Source organism: Paenibacillus sp. Cedars (genome assembly GCF_003184205.1).
In the GTDB taxonomy this organism is placed as follows: Bacteria; Bacillota; Bacilli; order Paenibacillales; family Paenibacillaceae; genus Paenibacillus_AQ; species Paenibacillus_AQ glucanolyticus.
Genome location: NZ_CP020866.1, coordinates 1,772,106 through 1,798,988 on the forward strand (window position 1 = coordinate 1,772,106; position 26,883 = coordinate 1,798,988).

The window sequence follows — 26,883 nt, forward strand, 5'->3', positions numbered from 1 at the left end:
ATGTGCATGAAGAAAATCAGCATACTCGGCTCCACCGGTTCCATTGGTACGCAGACCTTGGACGTGGTGAGAATGCATCGGGAAGAATTTCAGGTGGAGGGTCTGGCTGCAGGAAGCAATTCGGATTTGCTGCTTCAGCAGGTTAAGGAATTTGCTCCGCGAAAAGTGTCGGTTGCTTCGAAAGAGCTTGCCGACAAAATCAGACACGAGCTTCCCGCTGGAACAGAAATCTACTACGGCCGTGAAGGGCTGGTAGAGATAGCGGCAGGGACGGACGCGGAGTTGGTCGTTACAGCCGTTGTTGGAAGCATGGGCCTCCCTTCTACGCTTGCAGCGATTGAAGAGGGGAAAACGATCGGACTTGCCAATAAGGAAACCCTCGTGACTGCAGGTCACCTGGTTACTGCTCGTGCGGCGGCCAAAGGGGTAAAACTCCTGCCTATCGACAGTGAGCATTCCGCTATCTTCCAATGCTTGAATGGAGAACGGCAGGAGGATATTGAAAGGATTACCTTGACGGCATCCGGAGGCTCTTTTCGGGATTATACGCGTGAGCAGTTGGTCCATGTCACAGTGGAGGACGCGCTTAAACATCCCAACTGGTCTATGGGGGCGAAAATCACGATAGATTCAGCCACCATGGTGAACAAGGGGTTAGAGGTGATGGAAGCCCATTGGCTTTATCAGATTCCTTATGACAACATTTCCGTTCTTCTTCATCCGGAGAGCATTATCCATTCCTTTGTAGAATTCCGCGATTCCAGCATCATCGCACAGCTTGGCAATCCGGATATGCGGGTACCGATTCAATACGCGCTGACCTATCCGGAACGTTGGTCTTCGCCTGCTCCAAGGCTATCTCTGGCGGAGGCGGGCAAGCTTCACTTCCGGGAAATGGACCTTGAACGTTTTCCTTGTTTAAGGCTTGCTTATGAATGTGGTAAAATGGGTGGGACAGCACCAACGGTATTTAATGCAGCCAATGAAATCGCCGTTGCCCGGTTTCTGCGCAGTGAAATCTCTTTTCTGCGGATCGAAGAGATTATAGAAGAAGTGCTGCATGGTCATGACAACACACCGGAGCCGGCACTGGAGACGATTGAAGAGAGTGATCGGCTAGCACGTGAATTAGCTTCCCGACTATAGGAATTGAAGCTGTTTTTGAAATCTCCCTTGAAAAAAAGCTGACGATTTGTGATTCTCTTGTGGACGATAGGAGAATAATGATAATCTAAAGGGACATACTGCGTTCTCAGAGGAAAAGGGGGATGTAAAGAATTGGAAATGGTTCGGGTCGTTTTTTTAACGGTGCTCATGTTTTTTGTTATTGTTACCGTGCACGAATGGGGGCACTATTATTTTGCCCGGCGTGCCGGAATATTGGTTCGGGAGTTCGCGATTGGATTTGGTCCAAAGCTGTTCTCATATAAACGCCATGAAACCCAGTTCACGCTTCGTCTTCTTCCATTCGGGGGATATGCCCGCATGGCGGGAGAAGATCCGGAACTTGTCGAGATTCAGGCTGGTCAGACGATTGCGGTTCGATTGAATGCAGAGAATCAAGTGAAGAAGATTTACCTGGATCAACTCGACAACCGTAAAAATGTCATTCGCGGTGAAGTTCAGTTCATGGATATGGTCGATCGTTTATCGGTAAGGCTTGATGTCGATGGTGAATTCCAGCAATATGAAATCCATCCACAGGCGCTGACGGTTGCCAAAGGTGTTGAGACGCAGATCGCACCAAGAGACCGTCAGTTCGGCAGCAAGACCGTTGGTCAAAGAGCGCTTGCGATATTTGCAGGCCCTGTCATGAACTTCATCCTGGCCTTCATCCTCTTTGCCCTGCACATTCAAATGGCCGGAATTCCGGTGGATAATCCAACTTATGTGCAGATTGGCGAGATCACCAAAGGCATGCCTGCAGACGAAGCCGACCTCAAGGAAGGCGACATCATCGAGAGTATTAACGGAACCGCCATTGGTGCCGATTATCAGAAGATGATCGAATTGATTGCGGCTTCCCAGGACAAGCCGATGGAATGGACGGTACGACGGGGAGAGGAATCCTTCGATCTGACATTAACCCCTCGCACGATGGAGGGACAGGAAGGCGGTAAGGTCGGGATTGTTCCTGAACTTCCTACTCGATCCGCCGGTCTAGGTGAGACGATTACCGGCTCCGGGACAGCGATGGTAGACACAACCAATATCATCTTCCAAGGATTTAGGCAGTTGATTCAGAAGTTCTCGATGGACGACCTTGGCGGTCCTGTACGAACGTTTGAGGTCACAGGCCAAATTGCAAAACAGGGCATTGAACAGCTGACCTACTGGGCGGCAATATTAAGCTTGTATCTAGGTATATTCAACCTGCTGCCGATTCCGGCACTGGATGGAAGCCGGCTTGTATTCTTAGGCATCGAAGCTTTACGGGGTAAACCTGTTGATCCGAACAGGGAAGGCATGGTTCACTTTGTCGGGTTTGCAATGCTGTTCCTGCTCATGATTGCAGTAACCTATAACGATATACTACGATTGATTAACGGATAGACCCCAGGTACGGCTCGGTGCGCCAGCCGCATCAGAGCCGTACCTTTTCTATTTCGGGGAGAATCCTAGTGCAGGACATATTTTTACAATTAAACAAGGCTGACTTCAATGTCGGCTTGCTCACACATATTGCCAAAATAACGTAAGTCAAGCCCCTGAATCAGGAGCGAAAGACCACGCGTTTTTATTAATGGGAGGAACACGATTTATATGTCTAAGGAATCGAAGGATAAACAATTCGTGACAGAGATCACGCCGCAAGGGGAGGATTTCTCGCGCTGGTATATTGATGTCATCAAAAAAGCCGACTTGATGGATTATTCTCCAGTCAGAGGATGTATCGTTTTCAAACCGGACGGTTATGAAATTTGGGAGCATATTCAAGCAGAGTTGGACCGTCGCTTTAAGGCAACGGGACACCGGAACGCCTACTTCCCTCTTTTTATTCCCGAGAGCTTTTTCCAGAAGGAAAAGGAGCATGTCGAAGGCTTTAACCCTGAGCTGCCTTGGGTAACGGAAGCAGCTGGCGAGAAGCTTGAAGAACGTCTGGCTATCCGTCCGACTTCGGAGACGATGTTTGGGCATATGTACTCCAAATGGATTCAATCCTATCGTGATCTCCCTGTGCTGATTAACCAGTGGGCGAACGTGGTACGCTGGGAAAAACGCACATTGCCGTTCCTGCGTACAAGTGAGTTTTTATGGCAGGAAGGCCACACCGCTCACGAGACGGAAGTGGAAGCTAGAGGGGAAACTATGCAAATTCTCGATATCTACCAGCAGTTTGTGGAGGATTATCTTGCGATTCCGGTCATTAAAGGGCAGAAGACTCCTTCGGAGAAATTTGCAGGAGCCGTTGATACATTCTCCATCGAAGCGATGATGAAGGACGGACGGGCTGTTCAAGCGGGTACCTCTCACTACATGGGCACCAATTTCTCGCAAGCCTTTGAAATTCAATATTTGAACCGTGAAAATACATTGGAATATGCACATACCACTTCCTGGGGTGTCAGCACACGTCTGATCGGTTCCCTCATTATGGTCCATGGAGATGACCGGGGCTTGGTGCTTCCTCCTAAAGTCGCACCGACTCAAGTGATCATGATCCCGATTGGTCCTCCGAAGACAAGAGAGGCTGTTGTAGGACGTACGGACGAGCTGTTCCGTGAACTGAAGTCCGCCGGTATTCGTGTGCGGGTTGATGACAATCCGGATGTGCGTCCAGGCTGGAAATTTAATGAATATGAAATGCGCGGAGTACCGGTACGTTTGGAGATTGGACCGCGTGACATGGAGAATGGTGTCTGCGTGCTGGTCTCACGCATTACGGGTGAGAAGAAAATAGTAGAGCAGGCAAACCTGACGCAGGAAGTGCAGAACATGCTGGAGCAGGTGCACCAAGAAATGTTTGAGCGTGCGAAGCAGTTCCGTGAAGATCATTTCTATTCGGTAGAGACACTGGATGAAATGAAAGACAGCATGGAAGAGAAACGCGGCTTTACATTGGCAGGTTGGTGCGGATCGGAAGCTTGTGAAGATACGGTGAAACAAGAAACCGGTGCTACAAGCCGAAATATTCCTTTTGAACCGGCTGAGAAGAAAACCAAGTGCCTCGTATGTGGTGAAGCTGCGAAGCATACTGTTTTGTTCGCTAGAGCGTACTAGTATATCGATATTATGAATTCAGCGGGATAGGTTCGGCGAAGGCAGGGCCTTCGTCAAGTCCCGGAGTTCATCATCTGGAGTAAGCTTCCGGATGGCAGTATGGCGGACGCTCTCTTTATTGGAGCAGGACGAATGGGTGCTGCCGGCGGAGGCTTTATTCTGTTTTTTTGAGAATGTATGCTGGGAGAAGAATTTTTATAGTTTTGTGCATTGCAGGGGGAGGGAACCATGGGCACAACAGAAGATAAAAGGAAGAGATTTGAACTGCTGATGAAGCAGGGAGAAGTTCCGGCCAATCTGGTGGAACCCTATTTTTTGGATGGCGTGATTGAGCAAGTAGAGACAAGCCGGGCGAGCAAGGACTGGAGAATAACCGTTCTTAAGGACACCTTGGTTCCGTCCGAGGTCTACCGTACATTCTGTCTGAGGATTCAGGAGAAGATGAGCCATATCGCCAAGATCAAATTTGTATTCCGGTATGGGAGCAGCGTTCCTGAAGCAGATATCGTGCAAGAATACTGGAGTTTGTTTTTGGAATGGGCCCATCGGGAAATCCCTTCGGTGAATGGATGGATGACAAGGGCCAAACATGAGGTGGAGGATGGACAAGTCCTTCTCTCCATGTCGGACGGCATGTCACTTGAGCTTGCCCGCAAGAAGCAGATCGATTCAGCCATTACCCGTTTCTTCGGACAATACTTTGATCTGACGCTGCGTGTGAAAATGCAGGTTGGAGATAATGGACAGGCGGCTTATGAGGAGTTCGAGCAGAAGAAGCGCGAGGAAGAGCGCGAGGTCATCGAGCAGATCATGAGCAGCATGGAAGCTGAGCTGGATGCGGAGGATGAGGAAGAGGGCGCGGTTCGGCTGCAGGTCGGGTATGATATCAAGGATCAGCCGGTTCCGCTCCAGGATATCCAAGACGAAGAGAAGAAAATTACGATTCAGGGGACCATCTTCGGATTGGATCGTAAGGAGCTTCGCAACGGCAGTACGTTATTCACATTCTATCTGACAGATTTCAGCGATTCCTTGCAGATGAAAATGTTTGGCAAGACGAAGGACGAACTTAAGGTATTGAGCCTGCTTGAAAACGGCAAGTGGGTGAAGGCGCGCGGACGTGTGGAATATGACCGCTTCATGCAGGTACCGGAACTTGTTATGATTCCGTCGGACCTGGGAGAGGTGCCTTCTCCCCCGAGCCGGAAGGATAATGCACCCGAGAAGCGGGTGGAATTCCACCTTCACACCACAATGAGCACCATGGATGCCGTCACGCCGATCGACCGGTATATCAAGACAGCAGCCAGTTGGGGCCATAAAGCCATTGCCGTAAGTGATCATGGCGGTGTACAGTGTTATCCCGATGCAGCCAAGAATGCCAAGAAACACGGGATCAAAATGATGTACGGCATCGAGGCCAATGTCGTGAATGATGCCGTCAACATCGTGGAACAGGCACAGCCGATTGAACTCAGCAGTGCGACTTATGTGGTGTTTGATATTGAGACTACTGGTTTGTCCATCACCGCAAATAAAATCATCGAGCTTGCAGCCGTTAAAATGAACGAAGGTAAAGAGATTGACCGGTACGCTACCTTTGTGAACCCGCACGAGAGAATTCCGTATCACATCCAGCAATTGACCAACATCAATGACGATATGGTTAAGAATGCCCCCGAGCTGGAGCCGGTGCTCAAAGAGTTTGTGGATTTCGTAGGCGATGCCGTGCTCGTGGCGCATAATGCGCGATTTGATATGGGCTTCATTCAGGCTGCATTGAAGAATGCAGGCATGGATACCCTGGACAATCCGTATCTGGATACGCTGGAGCTGGCCCGTCTTGTGCATCCGGGACTCAAGAATCACCGTCTTAACACCATGGCTGACAAGTATAAGGTTCTACTGGAGAGCCATCACCGTGCGATTGATGATACCGTTGCGCTGGCAGGGATTCTGAACGGACTGCTTGGCGATGTGGAAAAAACAAAAGGCGTCAAAATGCTGGACCGCCTTAACGATTATGTTGGGACAGATCTGTCCAACACGCGTCCATTCCACTGCGGTATTTATGCACTGAACATGACTGGCAAGAAAAACCTGTACAAGCTGGTCTCCATGTCCCATACCCAATATTTCAAGCGCGTGCCCTGCATCCCTAAATCCAAACTTCAAGAGATGCGGGATGGGTTGCTCGTGCTGTCCGGCTGTGAAAAGGGAGAGTTCTTCGAAACGGTGCTGAACAAGACGGAGGAGGAGGCCGAAGAAATCGCAGATTTCTACGATGTTCTGGAGATTCAGCCTTTGACGATGTACATGCACCTCGTGGATAAGGGACTGGTCGGCAGCCCCGAAGAGATTAAAACGGCGATTTCCAAAATCGTACGCATCGGGGAGAAGCTGAACAAGCCGGTCATTGCTACAGGGAATGTGCATTATCTCGAACCACGGGACAAGCTGTTTCGGGATATTACCATTCATGGCATTACCGGTTTCAGCCCGCTCAAGGATTTGCGCAAGCCGGATGCCCATTTCCGGACCACGGAAGAGATGCTGGAGGAATTCGAGTTCTTGGGTCAGAGCAAATGTTATGAGGTTGTTGTGACTAACACAAACGAGCTCGCGGACCGCTTTGAAGAATTAGAGTTATTCCCGGATAAACTGTTTACTCCAATCCTTGAGGGTGCGGATGAAGAGATCCGTAACACTTGCTACGATACGGCCAAGTCGATCTATGGGGAGAACTTGCCTGAAGTCGTGGTCGCGCGGCTGGAGAAAGAACTGGAGCCGATTATCAAATACGGTTTCTCAGCGAACTATCTGATTTCCGAGAAACTGGTTAAGAAATCGAACCGGGACGGCTATTTGGTAGGCTCGCGGGGATCGGTAGGCTCTTCCGTTGTTGCCACATTCCTTGGCATATCCGAGGTTAACCCGCTCCCCGCTCATTATATTTGCATCAATAGTGATTGCAAGCATAGTGAATGGTTCCTGGACGGCAGCGTGCCGAGCGGTTTCGATTTGCCCGACAAAGCATGTCCGGAGTGCGGAAACATGATGAAAGGCGAGGGACAGGATATACCTTTCGAAACGTTCCTCGGTTTCAAAGGGGACAAGGTTCCCGATATTGACTTGAACTTCTCCGGTGAATATCAGCCGCTTGCCCATAATTTCACCAAGGAGATGTTTGGTGAGAAGAATGTATTCCGTGCCGGCACCATCGGTACCGTGGCAGAAAAGACGGCTTTTGGTTTTGCCAAGAAGTATGAGGAGCACAACAACAAGCGCTGGCGCGGTGCGGAATTGAACCGGCTTGCGTCAGGCTGTACCGGCGTTAAGCGGAGCACGGGTCAGCATCCCGGCGGGATTGTTGTTGTACCGGATTATATCGAGGTGGAAGAGATAACGCCTGTGCAGTTTCCGGCGGATGACGTCAACGCCGAGTGGAAAACAACGCATTTTGACTATCATGCCTTTGAGGCGAATCTTCTCAAGCTGGATATACTCGGTCACGATGATCCGACCATGATGAGAATGCTTCAGGATTTGACCGGGGTGGATCCAACCACCATTCCGATGAATGATCCGAAGGTCATGAGTATGTTCAACTCCACGGAATCCCTGGGTGTAAGGCCAGAGCAAATACGCTCGCCTGTGGCTACATTCGGTGTTCCGGAGATGGGGACAAAATTCGTTCGCCAGATGCTGGTTGAATCCCAGCCATCGAGTTTTGCCGACTTATTGCAAATTTCGGGCCTGTCCCACGGGACCGGCGTTTGGCTTGGCAATGCCCAGGAGTTAATCAAGAATGGCACATGCAACATCAAAACCGTAATCGGCTGTCGTGACGATATCATGTTATTTCTGATCTATAAGGCCGGTATGGACGCAAGCCTCGCATTTAAGATCACGGAAAGCGTGCGTAAAGGCCGGGGGCTGTCGCAGGAATGGATCGACGAGATGAAGAGATGCAAAGTGCCGCAGTGGTACATTGATTCCTGTCTCAAAATCCAGTACATGTTCCCCAAAGCCCACGCCGCCGCATATGTTATTTCAGCGGTGCGAACGGCTTACTTCAAGCTGTATTATCCGATTGAATATTACGCAACGTACTTCTCGGTACGTGCCGAGGATTTTGACATTGAATTATGCTGTCAGGGCTATGAAGCGATATACCGGCGCATTGAAGAGATCGAGCAGCTGGGTTTTGGAGCGAGTCCGAAGGAAAAAGGAATGCTGCCGATTTTGGAGATGGCGCTGGAAATGACCGCAAGGGGATTCAGCTTTAAGAATATCGACCTCTATCAGTCGGATGCGCTAAGATTCAAGGTGGATGGAAATTCACTCATTCCGCCATTCTCGGCCTTGCAGGGGATCGGGGATAACGCGGCCCGCAACATTGCCGCCGCGAGGGAATTCGGCGAGTTCCTCTCCATTGAGGATTTCCAGCAAAAATCGAAGGCGAGTAAAACCGCGGTGGAGCTGTTAACCCAGATGGGCTGCTTCCGTGGTCTGCCGGAGAGTAATCAGTTATCATTGTTCTAATTCTTGTCATTCTTTAATTGCCATGACGCCTTGACAGTCAAGGAGTCATACTTGTCACTATTACCAGACTATGTTATAATTTTTTTGGTAATCATGGAGATAAAACCGTTGTGTAAAGAGTGGGGCAACCCACTCTTTACTCTTTGGTATATAGGAAATGAAGTTGGAGGTTATGTTCTTTGAGCACATCAAAGATTAAAACGACTGTGGAAGAAATGGTGCAGCCGTATTTGAATGAACACGGCTTTGAACTGGTAGATGTGGAATACGTTAAGGAAGGAAGCAACTGGTTCCTGCGCGTGTTTGTTGACAAAGACGGCGGCATTGACATTGACGATTGCGGTTTGATCAGTGAATACTTGAGCCAGAAGCTGGACGAGAACGATCCGATTCCGACAGCTTATTTTCTTGAAGTCTCTTCTCCTGGCGCGGAACGTCCTCTGAAGAAGAAAGAGGATGTTGCGAAGTCTGTTGGCAAGAACGTGTTTGTTACCGTATACGAGCCGATTAACGGATTGAAAGAGTTTGAAGGCAAACTGGAATCCTTTGATAACGAGGAGCTTGTAATTCAAACCGTCAAGAAGCAGTACGTCATTCCATATGCAAAAGTAGCCAGTGCCAGATTGGCCATCATTTTTTAAACGGAAGTTTTGAAAGGGGGAACCGATTTTCAATGAGTATGGATTTTATTGAAGCGATGAACGAGTTGGAGAGAGAAAAGGGCATCAGCAAAGATGTGCTGTTTGAAGCCATTGAAGCGGCACTGATCTCAAGTTACAAACGCAATTTCAACACAGCACAGAATGTCCGCGTTGACATGAATCGTAACACGGGCGTCATCAAGGTGTTTGCACGGAAGCTGATTGTGGACGAGGTTCTGGATCCGCGGACAGAAATTTCACTGCATGCAGCCCGGGAAATCAATCCGCATTTTCAGATTGAAGATATAGCGGAAATCGAGGTTACGCCTCGCGATTTCGGACGGATCGCAGCTCAAACGGCAAAGCAAGTTGTCACCCAGCGCATTAGAGAAGCCGAACGCGGCCTGATCTACAGCGCTTTTATTGACAAGGAAGACGACATTGTAACCGGTACGCTGCAGCGTCAGGATCTGCGCAACATCTACATTGATCTTGGCAAGATTGAAGCTGCGCTGCCGCTGACCGAGCTCATGCCGAACGAGAAGTTTAAGCATGGCGACCGGATCAAGGCGTACATTACCAAGGTTGAGAACACAACGAAGGGTCCGCAGATTATGCTGTCCCGTACGCATCCAGGTCTGTTGAAGCGCCTGTTTGAGCTTGAAGTGCCTGAAATCTTTGATGGCGTGGTTGAAATTCGCTCGGTTGCACGTGAAGCTGGATTCCGATCCAAAATTGCGGTGTATTCCCGTAACGACGAAGTCGATCCGGTAGGCTCATGCGTAGGACCGAAAGGTATGCGCGTACAGACGATTGTTAATGAGCTTCGCGGCGAAAAAATTGACATCGTACGCTATTCCGAAGAAGTTGAAGAGTACGTGGCCAATGCACTCAGCCCATCCAAAGTACTTGAAGTCCAGGTATTTGAAGATGAGAAGATGGCACGCGTAATCGTTCCGGATTATCAGCTTTCGCTTGCAATTGGAATCAAAGGTCAGAATGCTCGTCTTGCGGCGAAACTGACAGGCTGGAAGATTGACATTAAGAGCGAAAGTCAGGCGGAACAGGAATTTGGCAGACCGAAATCCCAATCTGGTGAAATGCACCAGGATTCCGTCTCTGTCGATTAATTCCAAGTGACGGGGGGTTGTCGTCTTGAAACAGAGAAAGATACCACTGCGCAAATGTGTAGCGTGCCAGGAAATGATGCCGAAGAAAGAGCTTATCCGGATTGTAAGGACACCTGAGGATGCCGTCCTGATCGATCTCACCGGCAAAAAGTCGGGACGGGGAGCTTATTTATGCGGTAAAGTTTCCTGCTTCAAGCTGGCACACAAAAATAAGTCGTTAGATCGAGCGTTGAAACAGCATGTGAAACCTGAGATCTATGAACAGTTGGCACAGGATTTTATCAAGGTTGAAGATGAATTCCTGGCTGCAAAAGAGAGTGCTGCCGATGATGAATAGGGCGCTTTCTCAGCTCGGCCTGGCCATGAGGGCAGGTAAGGTGGTTACCGGAGATGAGATCGTGCTCAAAGGCATCCGGTCTTCTGAAGCAAAATTGGTTATTCTGGCGGGTGACGCCTCAGATAATACAAAAAAGAAGTTCCGCGATAAATGCGGTTCTTATAAAATCCCTCTGGTAATCGGATTTGACCGGGAAAGTCTGGGCACAAGTGTAGGTAAACCCGAGCGGGTTGTGCTGGCAGTTACGGATCAAGGATTCGCAGAAATGATCTCCAAGAAAATGGAGACAATGTCGGAGGTGGAGTATATTGAGTAAACAAGAAAACAAAGACAATAAACTTCGAGTGTACGAATATGCTAAATCGTTAAACATGAGCAGTAAAGAAATTATTACGATACTTAAGCGTTTAAACATTCCGGTCAATAATCATATGAGCGTAATGGAGAACGATACGGTGTCCAAGGTTGAACAATTCTTCAAAGATATCAAATCCAACGCTGCTGCCAAGCGGGATAGTTCAGAATCTTCCCGAAACGAGAACCGTAAACCTTCGGTTTCCGGAGCCAGTCCGGCTGCAGCGGTATCCAATATTAAATCAGAGGGTGCCACCTCTAATGTAAGTACCGAAGGCAGCCGTAATGGGCAGGACGGTATGCGTAATTCAGGACAGCGAGCACCAGGACAACAAGGTCAAAGCCAGCCCAAAAAACAACAGGAAAAGCAGGTAGGTATGAATAGTAGAACTAATCAAAACAACCAGAGTGCTTCAGGTTCCCAGCGTCCCCAAGGAGGACAGGATACCCGAAGAAGTCAGTCTGGCTCCACTCAAGGAGTCCAGCAAAACAATCGTAGCCAAGCATCCAGACCGGCAGGCAGCACACAGACCGGTTCACGTCCACAGGGCGGAGGTCAAGGGGGTGCACGTCCGCAAGGCAGTAATCAGACTGGATCGCGTCCGCAGGGAAGCAACAACCAAGGCGGAGCACGTCCACAGAGCAAACCGGGTGGAACCGGTGGCGGTTTTTCCAGCTCCAACAACAATAGCAATAACAGCCAGAACCGCGGTTCCAGAACCAACAACAACAACAATAACAACCGTCAAGATTCCAAGCGATTTGATGACAACAATCGTCAGGGAGGATTCCGTGGCAACAATCGCGGTGGGAAGAACAACCGTGGCCGGAATCAGTATAATCAGCAGCCGCCTCGTGAGAAAATCGACAACACGCCGAAGAAAATTATCGTCCGTGGCAACATGACCGTCGGTGAAACGGCGAAGCTGCTTCATAAGGACGCTTCCGAAGTCATCAAGAAGCTGATTTTCCTCGGCGTGATGGCCACCATCAACCAGGAGCTGGATATCGATACCATTCTGCTGCTTGCTGGGGAGTTTGGTGTTGAAGTCGAAGTGAAAATTCCGGTTGAGGAAGATCGTTTTGAGACCGTTGAAGAAAATGATACTCCTGAAGAATTGAAAGAGCGTCCACCGGTCGTTACGATCATGGGTCACGTCGATCACGGTAAAACAACGCTGCTTGATGCAATTCGCTCAACTAACGTAACGGGTGGCGAAGCTGGCGGCATTACCCAGCATATCGGTGCTTATCAAGTTGAAATTAACAACAAGAAGATTACGTTCCTGGATACACCGGGTCACGAAGCCTTTACAGCTATGCGTGCTCGTGGTGCGCAAGTAACGGATATGACCATTATTGTGGTGGCAGCGGACGACGGCGTAATGCCTCAAACGGTGGAAGCTATTAACCATGCGAAAGCAGCGGGACTGCCAATCATCGTTGCCGTGAACAAAATTGATAAGCCGGATGCCAACCCGGATAAAGTGAAACAAGAGCTGACGGAATATGAGTTAGTGCCTGAAGAGTGGGGCGGAGATACCATCTTTGTTAACGTCTCGGCGAAACAGCGCATGGGTATGGAAGACTTGCTTGAAATGATCCTTCTGGTAGCGGAAGTCAATGAATACAAAGCAAATCCTGACAAGCGTGCGCGCGGTACCGTTATTGAAGCTGAGCTGGATAAAGGCAGAGGCCCGGTAGCACGTATTCTCGTTCAGCATGGTACGCTTAAAGTGGGAGACGCGTTTGTAGCGGGCAACTGCTTCGGACGTATTCGTGCAATGGTTAATGACAAAGGCCGTCGCTTAAAAGAAGCGGGTCCTTCAACGCCGGTTGAAATTACCGGTTTGACTGAAGTTCCGGGTGCCGGCGATCCGTTTATGGTGTTTGAAGATGAGCGTAAAGCTCGTAACATCGCTGATAAACGTTCGATTACCCATCGTCAATCCGAGCTGAACACGAACACCCGCGTTACGCTGGATGATCTATTCCAGCACATTAAAGACGGCGAGATCAAAGATCTTAACGTGATCATCAAAGGTGACGTACAAGGCTCTGTTGAGGCACTGAAAGGTTCCTTGAACAAAATCGAAGTGGAAGGCGTTCGCGTCAAAATCCTCCACAGCGGTGCCGGTGCGATCACGGAATCCGATATTATTTTGGCAGCTGCCTCCAACGCGATTGTTATCGGCTTCAACGTTCGTCCGGACGTTCAAGCGAAGCAAACCGCAGAGCAGGAGAAGGTTGATATTCGTCTGCACCGTGTAATATATAATGTAATCGAGGAAATTGAGCAAGCTATGAAGGGGATGCTCGATCCGGAGTACAAAGAAACCGTGATCGGTCATGCGGAAGTCCGCAGCACCTTTAAAGTGAGTAAAGTGGGTACGATTGCTGGATGTATGGTGACATCCGGTAAAATTGCACGTAATGCAGAAGCTCGCTTGATCCGTGACGGTATTGTCGTTCATGAAGGCAAGATCGATTCCCTCAAGCGTTTTAAAGATGACGCTAAAGAAGTGGCACAGGGTTATGAGTGTGGTATTACCTTGGTAAGCTATAGCGACGTCAAAGAAGGGGACATCATCGAAGCCTTCATCATGGAGACGGTAGAGCGCTAACGAATGAGGTGATCAGAGATGGCAAAAATCAGAACTGGGCGCGTAGGCGAGCAGATTAAAAAAGAGCTCAGCCAACTGATCCAAACGGAAATGAAAGACCCAAGAATCGGTTTTATCACAGTGACCGGTGTTGATGTAACAAATGACCTGTCTCAAGCGAAGATCTACCTGAGCGTACTCGGCGACGATGAACAGAAGGCAGCTTCCTTGAAAGGTCTGGAGAAGGCAAGCGGCTTTCTCCGTTCAGAGCTAGGCAAGCGAATTCGTCTCCGGCATGTGCCAGAGCTGATCTTCAAGTTCGATGATTCCATCGCGTATGGCAGCCACATTGAGAAGCTGCTTACCGAAATTGTTGATCGTGAAGAGAAATAGAGTGATTTGATTTACGATCACTAATCGCGGTCTGGTTTATGGAAAGTTCGTCGATACACGTGGTTTTTATAAAGGAGAGGGCGAATGCAGACCTATGAACAAGAGCTGCAGCAGGTGAAGTCATACCTGCTGGAGCACGATGATTATTTGGTTGTGTCGCATGTTCAGCCCGACGGAGATGCAGTCAGTTCCACCCTTGCGGTGGGCTGGCTTCTCTCATGTCTGGGCAAGAAATTCACCATGATCAACGAGGGACCCATTCCGAAGCGCATGAGAGCCCTGTGGCACGCGGAAGACATCCTGAATCTGTCCGAACAACAGCCAGGAAGAACATTCTCGCATGTCATTTGTGTGGACTGTGCGGATTTTGCTAGAGTAGGCTATACTCAAAAGGTATTTGCGGATCATGCAAGCATCGTAAATATCGACCATCATCCAACCAATGATCGGTATGGGGCAATCAACCTTGTGGTGCCAGAGGCTGCTGCAACCGCGGAAATCCTGTATGATCTGCTGAATTTGTTTGATGTGAATTGGGATGCCGAGATTGCAACGGCCATTTATACGGGTTTGTTGACGGATACAGGCGGGTTCCGTTATTCCAATACATCGCCCAAGGTAATGAGTATTGCGTCTGATCTGTTGTCCTATGGGGTGAATGGACCGGAAATTGCGGAAACTTTATTGGAAGAAATGACGCTTCCGCAGATGAAGGTTTTGGTTCAGGCGTTAAATACGTTAAGTTTATCGGATGATGGCAAAATAGCATGGGTAAACGTAACCCCTGAGCATATGGAAATATGCGGTGCTGTCAGCGAAGACCTTGAGGGCATCGTCAATTATCCCCGAAACATTCAGGGAGTCGAAGTTGGAATCCTGTTTAAATCTCTGAAGTCCGGAGTGGTCAAGGTAAGCTTGCGTTCAGCCGGAAAAGTTGATGTAGCTGCATTGGCGCAGGTTTTCGGCGGAGGCGGCCACGTACGGGCAGCAGGCTGCAGCGTCGAGGGCGAACTTCATGACATCATTCCAAGAGTGGTAGAGCAGGTGAAATTAAAGTTATGACGCAATTAGAAGGCATTTTGGCCGTTCATAAACCCGCAGGCTGGACATCTCATGATGTGGTAGCCAAAGTCCGGGGAATCCTCCGGATGAAGCGGATTGGACATACAGGTACGCTGGACCCCGAAGTAACGGGGGTGCTTCCGTTATGTCTTGGCAGAGCAACACGGGTTGTGGAATACTTGCAGGAACTGCCTAAGGAGTACCATGCGGTTCTCCGGCTGGGATATTCGACGGACACAGAGGATATTACCGGCAGTGTGACAGAAACGGCAGATGAAGTTCATGTAACGAAGAATGAAGCCATTGAAGCGCTGCAATCTTTTATGGGCCCGATCTCTCAAGTCCCCCCTATGTATTCGGCTGTCAAGATCAATGGCAAACGGTTATACGAACTTGCCAGAGAAGGAAAGACCGTGGAACGCAAGAGTCGTACCATAACGATTCATGAAATCGAAATGACGGATTTTGATGCTGAGGGCGAGTACACGGACATTTCATTTCGAGTGCTGTGCTCCAAAGGTACATACATCCGTACGCTTTGCGTAGATATTGGACGAAAGCTCGGCCTGCCTTCGGTCATGGTCAAGCTGGAACGTACGGTATCGGCAGGAATCACGGAGCAGCAGTGCTTGACTCTGGAGCAGATTGAGCAGTTCATGAAGGAAGGAACGCTGCATACGAGGCTTATTCCCGTGGACCAAGCGATTCACAATCTGCCGGAGCATACCGTGTCTGAAGAGAAAACGGAAGCTGCATTGCAGGGACAACGATTGTCTTCGAGAGCGGTGGAGCCGGCTGTCGACAGTTCGGAGCCTATTCGCTTGTACGATATAAAGGGAAACTTTCTGGGAATCTATAAGCGCCAGGAGGAAACAGGGGCTATCGTTCCGGTGAAAGTATTTTCCTAAGTATGACTGGATTTAGTGAGTGGAGGTGAGAAATCATGAGAATTGTTTCTTTATCTTATCCTGTATCTGCTGAAATAGCGCATGAAGCAGCCGAGCCGAAGGTTGCCGCAATTGGTCAGTTTGACGGTCTTCATCTGGGGCATGCCAGCGTGCTTTCAACCGCTGTGAATATTGCGCGGGACAATGGAGTACCAGCTGCACTCATTACCTTTTACCCTCATCCAAAAGACGTGATTGGTAAGGGGAGCTACGAGGGGTATCTTACGCCCCAGCCCGATAAGCAGCAGCTGCTTGAAGAGATGGGCATTGATATTCTGTACATTGTTGAGTTCAATAAAGAATTTTCCCAAGTGAGTCCGGAAACCTTTGTTGAAGAGATGTTATTGCCCTTAAATCTTCAAACGGCGGTTGTCGGATTTGATTTCCGTTTTGGTCATAAAGGCGCTGGCGACGCAGTCAAACTTCAGGAGCTTGGTGAAGGCAGAATGACTGTCGTTACGGTTCCGCCATTTTTGGTCGATGGGGAGAAGGTCGGAAGTTCATCTATTCGGATCGCACTGAAAACGGGACAGCTGTCGGATGCTAACCGTTGGTTCGGACGGAATTACCGGATCCGGGGCAGTGTCATTCATGGGGAAAAGCGGGGAAGAAAGATCGGTTTTCCAACTGCTAACCTGGAATTGACGGATCCTTACGTTGTACCGGCGTTAGGCGTTTACGCAGTCCGGGCGCGGACCAATAAGCATGACAACTGGATTCCGGGCGTGATGAACATCGGTGTGAAGCCAACCTTCCATGAAGGAATCACGGAGCCCATCTTTGAGGTGCATCTGTTTGATTTTGAAGGGGATCTATATGATCAAATCATGACGGTGGACATTGTTCAATATATCCGCAAGGAGCATAAATTCGAATCGGTTCAAGAGCTTGTAGAATGGATTCAGAGGGATGCGGTTGAAGCCCGAAGAATATTGAATGTCAGCGAATAAACGATTTGGGACAAATTGTACTGAACTGATTTTCTTTTTCAGGTAAAGTATGCTATACTCTTAGAGGTTGCCCGGAGTGTGGGCAATATTAACCTTGGCTTGGATGTTCGATCTCACCGTCGGTACCTGGGTCAATGGCGATTATAATGAGGGAGGTGAACAGGATGGCATTGACTCAAGAACGTAAACAACAACTGATTGACGAGCACAAAACTCATGAGTCCGATACAGGATCCCCAGAAGTGCAAATCGCTATCCTAACGGAAAACATTACGAACTTGACTGACCACTTGCGTACGCACAAGAAGGATCATCATTCCCGTCGTGGATTGTTGAAAATGGTCGGCCAACGCCGTAAGTTGCTTGCATACTTGAAAAACAAGGATGTTAAACGTTACAGTGCTTTGATCGAGAAGCTTGGATTGCGTCGCTAATCATCCATAAGATGTGCCGAAAACAGCCTGGTTGTCCACTGTCCTTCTTGGAACGACAGCGGCGCAGCCGGGCTCTTTTCTAAGTATTGTACAATTTACTGTTTTCGTGCTCCCCCACAAAGTACTGCGTACGCTTCATAGCCTAAACTCCACTTTGTGGGGTTATCTTAATATATATTCTTTTTTTAGATTGTAGGCGTGTCTGTTCGCTTGAGTTTCGTTTGACGGTTATAACCAGGGATGGTCTATGCGGAGAATGTTCTATACGGTTCGGGTTGTTCCTGTACATAGGTTAGTGATGTTGGACCGATGGATGGCTCTGGTTTGGAAATGTGGACAGCGTTTTGCAAAAAAACATTGATGTTAGAAGATTTCAAAAAATTTATCCCCATGAGGAGGGAATATATGGAAACACGTGTTGAAATGCAGCTTGGCGGAAGACCCCTCGTGTTCGAAACAGGGCGCCTTGCGAAGCAGGCAAATGCGGCTGTTATGGTTCGTTACGGCGAAACAGCAGTCCTGTGTACAGTGACAGCTTCCAGTGAACCGAAGGATTTGGATTTCTTTCCATTAACGGTCAACTACGAGGAGAGATTGTACGCAGTCGGTAAAATTCCGGGTGGATTTATTAAACGGGAAGGCAGACCGAGCGAGAAAGCGATTCTTGCCAGCCGTCTGACAGACCGTCCGATTCGTCCGCTGTTCCCGGAAGGATTCCGTAATGATGTTCAGGTTCTGAACCTGGTTATGAGTGTGGATCAGGATTGTGAGCCGGAAATCGCGGCTATGATCGGTACTTCCGCAGCTCTGAGTATCTCGGATGTGCCTTTCAACGGTCCGATTGGCGGCGTAGCCGTAGGTCGTGTGGATGGCAATTTTGTCGTGAATCCGGATATTGCACAGCAGGAAGCAAGTGATATCTATCTAGTTGTATCAGGTACTAAAGACGCCATCATGATGGTTGAAGCTGAAGCGAACGAAGTTCCTGAGGAAGTCATGCTGGAAGCCATCATGTTCGGACATGAGGAAATCAAGAAAATCGTAGCTAAGATCGAAGAGCTCGTGGCTGCTTGCGGTAAAGAGAAAATGGCAGTTAAGCTCCATGCTGTCAATGAAACGGTGAATCGTGAAGTGCGTGATTTCGCCGCAGCTCGTCTGGTTGAAGCCGTTCGCATCGAGGAGAAACATGCCCGCCAGGATGCAATTGACGCCATCAACGAAGAAGCGTATACCGTGTTTGAAGAGAAGTATATCGAGACTCCTGAATTGTTGAAGGATGTTAAAGAGGTGCTTCACGATATCGTGAAGGAAGAAGTCCGACGTCTGATTACGCATGACAAGGTTCGTCCGGATGGCCGTGGTCTGTCTGAGATCCGTCCTATCGATTGTGATACTAGCCTGCTTCCTAGAACGCATGGTTCCGGTCTGTTTACGCGTGGACAAACCCAGGCCCTCAGCGTATGTACTCTAGGTGCCCTTGGCGATGTGCAGATTCTCGATGGTATCGATCTGGAAGAGACTAAGCGTTTCATGCATCACTACAACTTCCCGCCATTCAGCGTAGGGGAAGCTCGTCCACTTCGTGCTCCAGGCCGTCGTGAAATCGGGCATGGAGCGCTCGGCGAGCGTGCCTTGTCCAAAGTCATTCCGAACGAAGTTGAGTTCCCGTACACGATTCGCCTGGTGTCAGAAGTTATTGAATCGAACGGTTCGACTTCCCAAGCCAGCATATGCGCAAGCACACTGGCTATGATGGATGCAGGGGTACCCATCAAAGCTCCTGTAGCCGGCGTAGCGATGGGCTTGATCAAGGACGGGGATCATGTCTCCATTCTAACGGATATTCAAGGCATGGAAGACCATCTTGGCGATATGGACTTTAAAGTTGCAGGTACGCCGGAAGGGGTTACCGCCATTCAAATGGATATCAAAATCGATGGAATCGACCGTGCGATTTTGCAGGAAGCTCTGCAGCAGGCAAAAGAAGGACGCATGCACATTCTTGGGAAAATGGCAGAAGCCATTCAGCAGCCAAGAACGAGCTTGTCCCAATATGCGCCTAAAATTATTACCATGCAGATCAATCCGGACAAAATTCGCGATGTAATCGGTGCTGGCGGCAAAATCATCAACAAAATCATTGAGGAAACCGGCGTGAAGATCGATATCGAGCAAGACGGTCGTGTGTTTATCGCTTCTGCCAATGATGAGATGAACAAAAAAGCACTTTCGATTATCGAAGGCATTGTGCGTGAAGTAGCTGTAGGTGAAATTTACACAGGTACGGTAAAACGGATCGAGAAATTCGGTGCTTTTGTTGAAATTCTGCCGAACAAAGACGGGCTTGTTCACATCTCGCAGCTCTCTACAGAGCGCGTAGCGAAGGTGGAGGACGTGGTTGCGATTGGTGATGTCATTACGGTGAAGGTTACCGAAATCGACCAGCAGGGACGGATTAACCTGTCTCGCAAAGCGGTTTTAACTACAGAAGCGAGCAAGAGCGGCTCTTAAGCTTTCGCGCTTGTTGGTTTGTGAACAGGATATGGATGAAGAAAAAAGAGGCAGAACCTATCATTCTGGCTCTTTTTTGATCATAAGAAACACGGTTTCTCTCGGTCCCGTACCTATATTAGATAAGCTTCGCAGCATATGCCCCACGTTGTGGGGTTGTTTTATGAATAGATACGCAGGCGTATCCTGCCTTGAATATGCGGTGTCGTTTCTAGCAGCACATAATTCCGCCTATCCTCTCATAAAATGGGACAAAGCTTCTCAAGGGGAGGGTGGATTGCCCATGAATGGTAAAAAAATGGCCGTGCTGCTAACCGGTGCCGCGATGGTGTCGGCTGTCGCTGTGTTCAGCGGGGCTTGGGAATATGTGTCGGGGCTGCAGGTGAAACCGGAAGCGCACTTCGTAAATGGAACACAGACGGCAGTGGATCTGGATCTATTGAATCAGATTGAAGCCGCATCAGCGAAATCACGAATCGAGCCCGTTGATGCAAGGGTTGACTCGGTATGGAAAGCGGTTCCCGGTTATAACGGGATCGAGATTGACGTAGAAGCTACATATAAAGCGGCATCTTCCAAAAAGCGAAAACCCGGGGAGGCCATACCTTACGTTTACCGGCAAATACCGGCTAAAGTAACTCTTAATGATCTGGGTGAACAGCCGATCTATCGAGGGAACCCGAATAAGCCGATGGTGTCGCTCATGATTAATGTGGCGTGGGGGAATGAATTCCTGGTGCCGATGCTGAATACGCTGGATAAGGAAAACGTGAAGACGACCTTTTTTCTGGATGGGAGCTGGCTGAAGAAGAACCCGGAGCTGGCCGGCGAAATTTTGAAGAGAGGTCATGAGGTGGAAAATCATGCGTATACGCATCCTAACATGAGTCGTCTCAGCAGGGAGCGGGCAGAGATGGAAATCGCGAAAACACAGGATCTGCTGAAAGAAAGTTTGGGTGTGGAGAACAAATGGTTTGCCCCGCCTTCCGGCGACTTTAATCAGCAGACTGTATCCATCGCCCATGCACGGGGGCTAAAAACAGTACTGTGGACACTCGATACGATCGATTGGAAGCATCCTGCACCGGAAGCGGTCGTTCAAAAGATATCCACGAAGGTGGAGCCGGGCTTCCTGATTCTGATGCACCCTACGGATTCCTCGTCACAAGCGTTAAAAGGAATGATTGACGGAATAAGGGCCAAAGGGCTGGAGATTGGGACGGTCAGTCAGACGCTTTCCCCTGAACGAATCATGCCTAAGGGAAGTTGAGCCGGATGGTAAAGTTTGATAGAATGATGGATGGCATGAGGCTGTTGATCAGCTAAAGTGAACCTGGATGGAACAGTTAGGGGGCCCTATCGTGAAAAAAATACAATTGTCTAACGGCCTGAGAGTGGTAATGGAGCAAATCCCGACGAGTCGCTCGGTTTCATTCGGCATTTGGGTAAAGACTGGATCCCGCAATGAATCGCTTGAGATCAACGGGATTACGCATTTTATAGAGCATATGATGTTCAAAGGGACGGAGCGTTTTGACGCCCGTGCTATCGCAGAGGAATTTGATGCTATAGGCGGCAACGTTAATGCCTTCACTTCCAAGGAATACACTTGTTATTACGCCAAGGTGCTGGATGAGCATTTTCCGATTGCGGTTGATGTATTGTCCGACATGTTCTTCAACTCGAAGCTGGATGCGGGTGAGCTGGCGAAAGAGAAAAATGTGATTTTGGAAGAAATCGCGATGTATGAGGATACGCCCGATGACTTGGTTCATGATCTGATGTCGTTATCCGTTTATGGGGATCATCCGCTCGCCTATCCGATTCTCGGCACGAAGGAACGGCTTGAATCGATGGATTCACAGGCGCTTAAATCCTACATGGACACACACTATACGATTGAGAATACGGTGATTGCCCTTGCAGGCAACATCAATGATGAAGTGATCGAGCTGTTGGAGCGCCATTTCGGCGGCTTTACAAACCATGGAACTGCCGAGCCGCTGGCTGTGCCTGCTTTTCTGGACGGCGTGCAATTCCGCAAGAAAAAAACAGAGCAAAATCATATCTGCCTGTCGTTTCCAGGCTGCTCCATCGGCGACGAGCTTCAGTACGCGATGGTGCTGCTTAATAATGCTATAGGTGGCGGCATGAGTTCACGGCTGTTCCAGGAGATCAGGGAAAAGCGTGGATTGGCGTATTCGGTATATTCCTACCACAGTTCCCACGCCGACAATGGCATGTTTACCATTTATGCGGGTACAGCTCCCAAGCAGACGAAGGAAGTACTTCAACTGACCACGGAAATGCTGCATGATGTGGCGACCAATGGGATGACCGAGGAGGAGCTGCGCAAGGGGAAGGAACAACTTAAGGGCAGCCTCATTCTTGGTCTGGAGAGCACGAGCAGCCGCATGAATCGCTTGGGCAAGAACGAATTGATGCTGGGCCATCATTTCAGCCTCAACGAAATCATTAAGCGGATCGAGCAGGTCAGCATGAAGGATGTAGATGCGGTTCTTGACCGCATGTTTGGGACTCCATATGCACTAGCGATGGTAGGAACTTCAGATAAAGCATTGAATGTACTTAGGAGGAATGAATTTGTTGCACTACGTTCAAATCAATAGATTGCCTGGTAATGAAGATGTTAAACTGCCCGTGAAAATGTCCGAGCTTGCTGCAGGCTTCGACCTGCATGCAGCGGTTGCGGAGCCCGTGGTTTTAAATCCGGGCGAGCGCAAATTAATCCCGACCGGCTTTGCAATCGCGATGCCGGCTGAGCTTGAAGCGCAGATCCGCCCTCGCAGTGGGCTTGCATTCAAACACGGCATCACCTGCCTGAACTCCCCCGGCACCATTGATGCCGATTATCGCGGGGAGGTTAAGGTGCTGCTGGTCAATCTGGGGCAGGAGCCTTTTGCGATAGAACGTCATGAGCGCATCGCTCAAATGGTGTTTAAAACCGTCCCTGCCGTGGAATTCATAGAGGTAGAGGAATTGTCCGACACCGTACGGGGTGCGGGTGGATTCGGACATACCGGCAAGTAAATTCAAGCAAGAAAGCTTCTGATATCATCAACATCATACAGCACACGCTAAACACCGCCACGGTTTGTACCGGGCGGTGTTTTTTCAATTTGCTGATGTACTGCAGCAAACGACCTGAACGGGCCATGTCGGGTTTGCGGCTTTATTTAATGCGTTAAGGCGGTAGTTTAATTGAAATGCGCTCACCACCCCATAGGCGGCAGCATAAGATGGTTTATACGTTGGTTTGAAGAAAGGAGCGAGGCCTTCCATGCTGACAGGAGTCCGGACCGTCTTTGTTGGAGGAGACGCAAGGCAAATTGAAGTGATTCGCAAATGCGCTGAGATGGATGCCTCCGTCATGATCGCCGGGTTTGAGAAGCTGCAGGATTCGTTTCAGGGAGTGACTCGTGAGCAGTTCACACCGGAGCTGTTATCGGACGCAGATGCTCTGATCCTGCCTGTGGTTGGATGTGATGATGAGGGACGTGTCAGTGCGCTGTTCTCAGAAGGGCCATTGCGACTGCAGGAGGAGCATATCGCAGCAATGCCCGGTCATGGAGTGATCTATACAGGCATGGCGAAACCGTATTTGCGCTCGCTATGTGACAAATATAAGATCAAGCTGGTAGAGATATTGGAGAGGGACGATGTTGCCATCTATAATTCAATTCCGACAGCGGAAGGTGCGCTGATGATGGCGATCCAGAATACGGATTTTACGATTCACGGTTCAACCAGCATGGTGCTTGGCATGGGACGAACAGGCTTTACAATGGCTCGCAGCTTGCAAGGTTTGGGTGCCAAAATTCTGATGGGCGTACGCAAATCGGAGCATTATGCCAGAGCTGAGGAAATGGGCTGGAAACCTTTCCTGGTAAGGGATTTAGGGTCTTATGTGCCTTCTATTGACTTGCTTTTTAACACGATTCCAACTATGATAGTCACAGCACAAATCATCTCGAAAATGCCTCGGGAGGCAGTTATCATTGATCTCGCCTCCGCACCCGGCGGATGCGATTTTCGCTATGCCGAGAAACGGGGTATCAAAGCCATGCTCGCACCCGGACTACCCGGAATCGTGGCTCCAAAAACAGCTGGCATCATTATGGCCAATACGCTGGTGGAGCTGATTTCTGAAGAAATCAAGATTCGGGGGGATGCGTAGATGAATTGGAATGGAAAGACAGTGGGTTATGCCCTGACAGGATCACACTGCACGCTTGAAGAAGTGATGCCGCAGATCCAGCGGTTTAAGGACGGGGGAGCCAACGTGGTGCCGATTGTATCCAGCACGATCATGACAACGGATACCCGATTCGGCACGTCGGAAAATTGGCAGAAACAGTTGAAAGATATTACGGGTAATGATATTATTTCTACAATTGTTGACGCGGAACCACTAGGCCCATCGAAGCTTCTTGACGTTTTGGTCATTGCTCCTTGCACGGGAAATACGACCAGCAAGCTGGCCAATGCGATGACTGACAGTCCTGTCTTAATGGCAGCCAAGGCGCAGATGAGAAATGGAAGGCCGCTTGTGCTGGCGATCTCAACAAACGATGGCCTTGGGCTAAATGCGGCGAATATCGCTAAACTGCTGATTACGAAGAACATCTATTTTGTTCCGTATGGGCAGGATAATCCCCAGCAGAAACCAAACTCGCTTGTCGCCAAAATGAATCTCATTCCGGAAGCGTGTTATGCGGCTCTTGAAGGGAAACAGCTGCAGCCGATGATTGTGGAATATTCTTAATGCGTTAAGGTCTTGTAGCCCGATACGCACTCTAGAAACAACTGCAGCCATCGTTTTATTCTTGACGGAGAGATCAGGCAGATCAGCAAGCATACTGTGCTAGAGCCCAGAAGTTCTTGCTGGTCAAGAGATGAGGCTTGACATTTTACCTGTCGGATCGCTGCCCGTGAAACATCAAACTGCCTTTAATGCGATTCCGCAGATCGATAAATGTACAGAGAATGGCTATCCATTAGAAGAAATGAAGATGGTCCACGAGACCAGAAAAATTATGGGCGACGAATCCATCGAAGTGACGGCTATCTGTGTACGTATCCCGGTTGTGAGAGGCATTCTGAATCCGTGTATGTGGGAATTCAAGAATGACGATGATCTGGAAGATGTTCAACGGCTTCTGTCGAATGCACCCGGAGTTACGCTGGTTGAGGATCCAAGCTTTCAATCGGACCCGCTGGATACGGATGCCAAGGGAAACCGGATGTTTTCGTAGGTCGGCTTCGCCGCGGTCTGGCGCATAAGCGTAGGCCAACATGTGGATCGTTTCAGATAACCTTCTAAAGGGTGCGGCATGGAATGCCGTGGAAATCGCAGAACTCATTGTGAACAAACGGAACGGCCAGGCTTAACAGCCGGCCGTTTCAGTCGGTAGGCCCGCAATTTACGTCTCCTGGGCATATATAAACGGAGGAATATTCAATGCGCATCTTAGTTCAAAAATTCGGCGGAACATCATTGTCTACACCGCAAGCAAGAACCCATGTTATCGGGCACATTCAGCGCGAACTGGCCAACCAATACCAATTAGTGGTGGTTGTATCGGCTATGGGACGCCGCGGAGAGCCTTATGCTACAGATACCCTTCTGGATTGGATCGGGCATAACGGCAACGCCCTGCCTAGCAGAGAGCGGGATTTGCTTCTCTGCTGCGGAGAGATTATCTCAGCAACGACACTGTGCAGTCTGCTTCAGCATGAAGGGATAACCGCAACGGTGCTGACAGGTGCTCAAGCCGGATTTCTTACAGACGATCACTTCGGAAATGCACGCATTAAGGACGTAAAACCTGAACGAGTATTAAAGGAATTGGAGTATCATCAAGTGGTTATTGTGACAGGCTTCCAGGGCCAGACGGATTCTGGAGACTTTACAACGTTGGGCAGGGGAGGCAGTGATACTTCGGCTACTGCACTGGGTGCGGCACTTCGTGCGGAGATGGTGGACATCTATACGGATGTTAACGGTATCCTTACAGCGGATCCCCGAATTGTTGAGGATGCGAAGCCGCTCAGTTATGTGAGTTATACAGAGATCTGTAATATGGCTCATCAGGGTGCTAAGGTCATACATCCCAGAGCGGTTGAGATTGCCATGCAATCCCAAATTCCGGTCAGAGTGCGGTCAACCTTCTCGGATAATGAGGGAACGCTGGTTACCCAGCCGGAAGGTTTCAGAGATATTCAGTCTGGCATTGTAGACCGCTTTGTGACGGGAGTTGCATATGTAAGTAATATCACGCAAATTTCAGTGGAATGTGACCGTACGGAAGGTCTTCAACTGAAGGTGTTCAAATCGATGGCTGAACATTCCATCAGTGTAGACTTTATTAATGTTACCCCTACGGGAGTGCTTTATACCGTATTTGACAGCGATTCGGAGAAAGCGATCGAAGTGCTGCAGGGTCTGGATTTGAAACCCAAAAGCTTGTCCGGCTGTGCGAAGGTATCCGTTATCGGCGGCGGTATAAATGGCGTCCCGGGCATTATGGCCAAAATCGTAGAATCCTTAAGTGAGCATGATATATCGATTCTGCAATCGGCCGATTCGAACACAACGATATGGGTACTCGTGAAGAAGGAAGATATGGCTCAAGCGCTGCGCGCACTGCATCATAAATTCGAACTACATGTATAAGCTGTATTTCAGAGCGCACGCAGGCCAGAGGTAAGTTGAAATGAAACATCAAATATAG

General features: G+C 49.2%; 21 protein-coding genes and 1 pseudogene. All 22 read left to right on the forward strand.

Features of this window, described 5'->3' with window-relative positions; translation table 11 throughout:
* Positions 1-6: 6 nt before the first annotated feature.
* The 22 genes and pseudogenes from B9D94_RS09950 (at position 7) to dapG (ending at position 26,825) form a co-directional block, all read left to right on the forward strand.
* Positions 7-1,146, forward strand: coding sequence for a 1-deoxy-D-xylulose-5-phosphate reductoisomerase (locus B9D94_RS09950; RefSeq protein WP_006211294.1), 1,140 nt, complete (start codon positions 7-9; stop codon positions 1,144-1,146).
* A gap of 132 nt (positions 1,147-1,278) precedes the next feature.
* Positions 1,279-2,553, forward strand: coding sequence for an RIP metalloprotease RseP (gene rseP, locus B9D94_RS09955; RefSeq protein WP_006211293.1), 1,275 nt, complete (start codon positions 1,279-1,281; stop codon positions 2,551-2,553).
* A gap of 210 nt (positions 2,554-2,763) precedes the next feature.
* On the forward strand, positions 2,764-4,221 hold the full coding sequence (gene proS, locus B9D94_RS09960; RefSeq protein WP_148246929.1) for a proline--tRNA ligase: 1,458 nt from the start codon (positions 2,764-2,766) through the stop codon (positions 4,219-4,221).
* A 228-nt stretch (positions 4,222-4,449) separates the two neighbouring features.
* Positions 4,450-8,766 (forward strand): PolC-type DNA polymerase III, encoded by a 4,317-nt coding sequence (locus tag B9D94_RS09965; protein WP_148246930.1) that lies wholly within the window; start codon positions 4,450-4,452, stop codon positions 8,764-8,766.
* A 179-nt stretch (positions 8,767-8,945) separates the two neighbouring features.
* Positions 8,946-9,407 carry a ribosome maturation factor RimP gene (rimP, locus tag B9D94_RS09970; protein WP_006211291.1) on the forward strand — a complete coding sequence of 154 codons (462 nt, stop codon included), beginning with the start codon at positions 8,946-8,948 and terminating at the stop codon, positions 9,405-9,407.
* A gap of 32 nt (positions 9,408-9,439) precedes the next feature.
* Positions 9,440-10,537 (forward strand): transcription termination factor NusA, encoded by a 1,098-nt coding sequence (gene nusA, locus B9D94_RS09975; RefSeq protein WP_076150452.1) that lies wholly within the window; start codon positions 9,440-9,442, stop codon positions 10,535-10,537.
* Positions 10,538-10,562: 25 nt separating this feature from the next.
* Positions 10,563-10,874 carry an RNase P modulator RnpM gene (locus B9D94_RS09980; RefSeq protein WP_006211289.1) on the forward strand — a complete coding sequence of 104 codons (312 nt, stop codon included), beginning with the start codon at positions 10,563-10,565 and terminating at the stop codon, positions 10,872-10,874.
* Positions 10,867-11,190, forward strand: a complete 324-nt coding sequence (locus B9D94_RS09985) for a L7Ae/L30e/S12e/Gadd45 family ribosomal protein (RefSeq protein ID WP_172964039.1) — start codon at positions 10,867-10,869, stop codon at positions 11,188-11,190. Before B9D94_RS09980 ends, B9D94_RS09985 begins: the two co-directional genes overlap by 8 nt.
* Positions 11,183-13,852, forward strand: a complete 2,670-nt coding sequence (gene infB, locus B9D94_RS09990; protein WP_148246931.1) for a translation initiation factor IF-2 — start codon at positions 11,183-11,185, stop codon at positions 13,850-13,852. Before B9D94_RS09985 ends, infB begins: the two co-directional genes overlap by 8 nt.
* An 18-nt stretch (positions 13,853-13,870) precedes the next feature.
* Positions 13,871-14,224 (forward strand): 30S ribosome-binding factor RbfA, encoded by a 354-nt coding sequence (gene rbfA, locus B9D94_RS09995; protein ID WP_006211285.1) that lies wholly within the window; start codon positions 13,871-13,873, stop codon positions 14,222-14,224.
* A gap of 84 nt (positions 14,225-14,308) precedes the next feature.
* Positions 14,309-15,286, forward strand: coding sequence for a DHH family phosphoesterase (locus B9D94_RS10000; RefSeq protein ID WP_036642095.1), 978 nt, complete (start codon positions 14,309-14,311; stop codon positions 15,284-15,286).
* The gene (gene truB, locus B9D94_RS10005; protein WP_148246932.1) at positions 15,283-16,194 is read left to right on the forward strand and encodes a tRNA pseudouridine(55) synthase TruB; all 912 of its coding nucleotides are present in this window, start codon (positions 15,283-15,285) and stop codon (positions 16,192-16,194) included. Before B9D94_RS10000 ends, truB begins: the two co-directional genes overlap by 4 nt.
* 35 nt (positions 16,195-16,229) lie before the next feature.
* Positions 16,230-17,183 (forward strand): bifunctional riboflavin kinase/FAD synthetase, encoded by a 954-nt coding sequence (locus B9D94_RS10010; protein WP_006211282.1) that lies wholly within the window; start codon positions 16,230-16,232, stop codon positions 17,181-17,183.
* A gap of 164 nt (positions 17,184-17,347) precedes the next feature.
* Positions 17,348-17,617, forward strand: a complete 270-nt coding sequence (gene rpsO, locus B9D94_RS10015) for a 30S ribosomal protein S15 (RefSeq protein ID WP_006211281.1) — start codon at positions 17,348-17,350, stop codon at positions 17,615-17,617.
* A gap of 405 nt (positions 17,618-18,022) precedes the next feature.
* Positions 18,023-20,128: a polyribonucleotide nucleotidyltransferase gene (gene pnp / locus B9D94_RS10020; RefSeq protein ID WP_076150455.1), complete on the forward strand. Its 2,106-nt coding sequence runs from the start codon at positions 18,023-18,025 to the stop codon at positions 20,126-20,128.
* 283 nt (positions 20,129-20,411) lie between these two features.
* Entirely contained in the window at positions 20,412-21,398 is a 987-nt protein-coding gene (locus B9D94_RS10025; protein ID WP_228030026.1) for a polysaccharide deacetylase family protein, read from the forward strand.
* A gap of 91 nt (positions 21,399-21,489) precedes the next feature.
* A complete protein-coding gene (locus B9D94_RS10030) occupies positions 21,490-22,758 on the forward strand; it encodes a M16 family metallopeptidase (RefSeq protein WP_006211279.1) in 1,269 nt (422 codons plus the stop codon).
* Positions 22,733-23,179, forward strand: a complete 447-nt coding sequence (dut, locus tag B9D94_RS10035) for a dUTP diphosphatase (protein WP_172963931.1) — start codon at positions 22,733-22,735, stop codon at positions 23,177-23,179. Before B9D94_RS10030 ends, dut begins: the two co-directional genes overlap by 26 nt.
* A gap of 250 nt (positions 23,180-23,429) precedes the next feature.
* The gene (dpsA, locus tag B9D94_RS10040) at positions 23,430-24,326 is read left to right on the forward strand and encodes a dipicolinate synthase subunit DpsA (RefSeq protein ID WP_006211277.1); all 897 of its coding nucleotides are present in this window, start codon (positions 23,430-23,432) and stop codon (positions 24,324-24,326) included.
* Positions 24,327-24,914 carry a dipicolinate synthase subunit B gene (locus tag B9D94_RS10045; RefSeq protein WP_006211276.1) on the forward strand — a complete coding sequence of 196 codons (588 nt, stop codon included), beginning with the start codon at positions 24,327-24,329 and terminating at the stop codon, positions 24,912-24,914. It abuts the gene before it with no gap.
* A 112-nt stretch (positions 24,915-25,026) separates the two neighbouring features.
* A pseudogene (locus B9D94_RS10050) lies at positions 25,027-25,540 on the forward strand (Asd/ArgC dimerization domain-containing protein); the annotation flags it as partial.
* Positions 25,541-25,610: 70 nt separating this feature from the next.
* The gene (gene dapG, locus B9D94_RS10055; RefSeq protein ID WP_006211273.1) at positions 25,611-26,825 is read left to right on the forward strand and encodes an aspartate kinase; all 1,215 of its coding nucleotides are present in this window, start codon (positions 25,611-25,613) and stop codon (positions 26,823-26,825) included.
* Positions 26,826-26,883 lie beyond the last annotated feature (58 nt).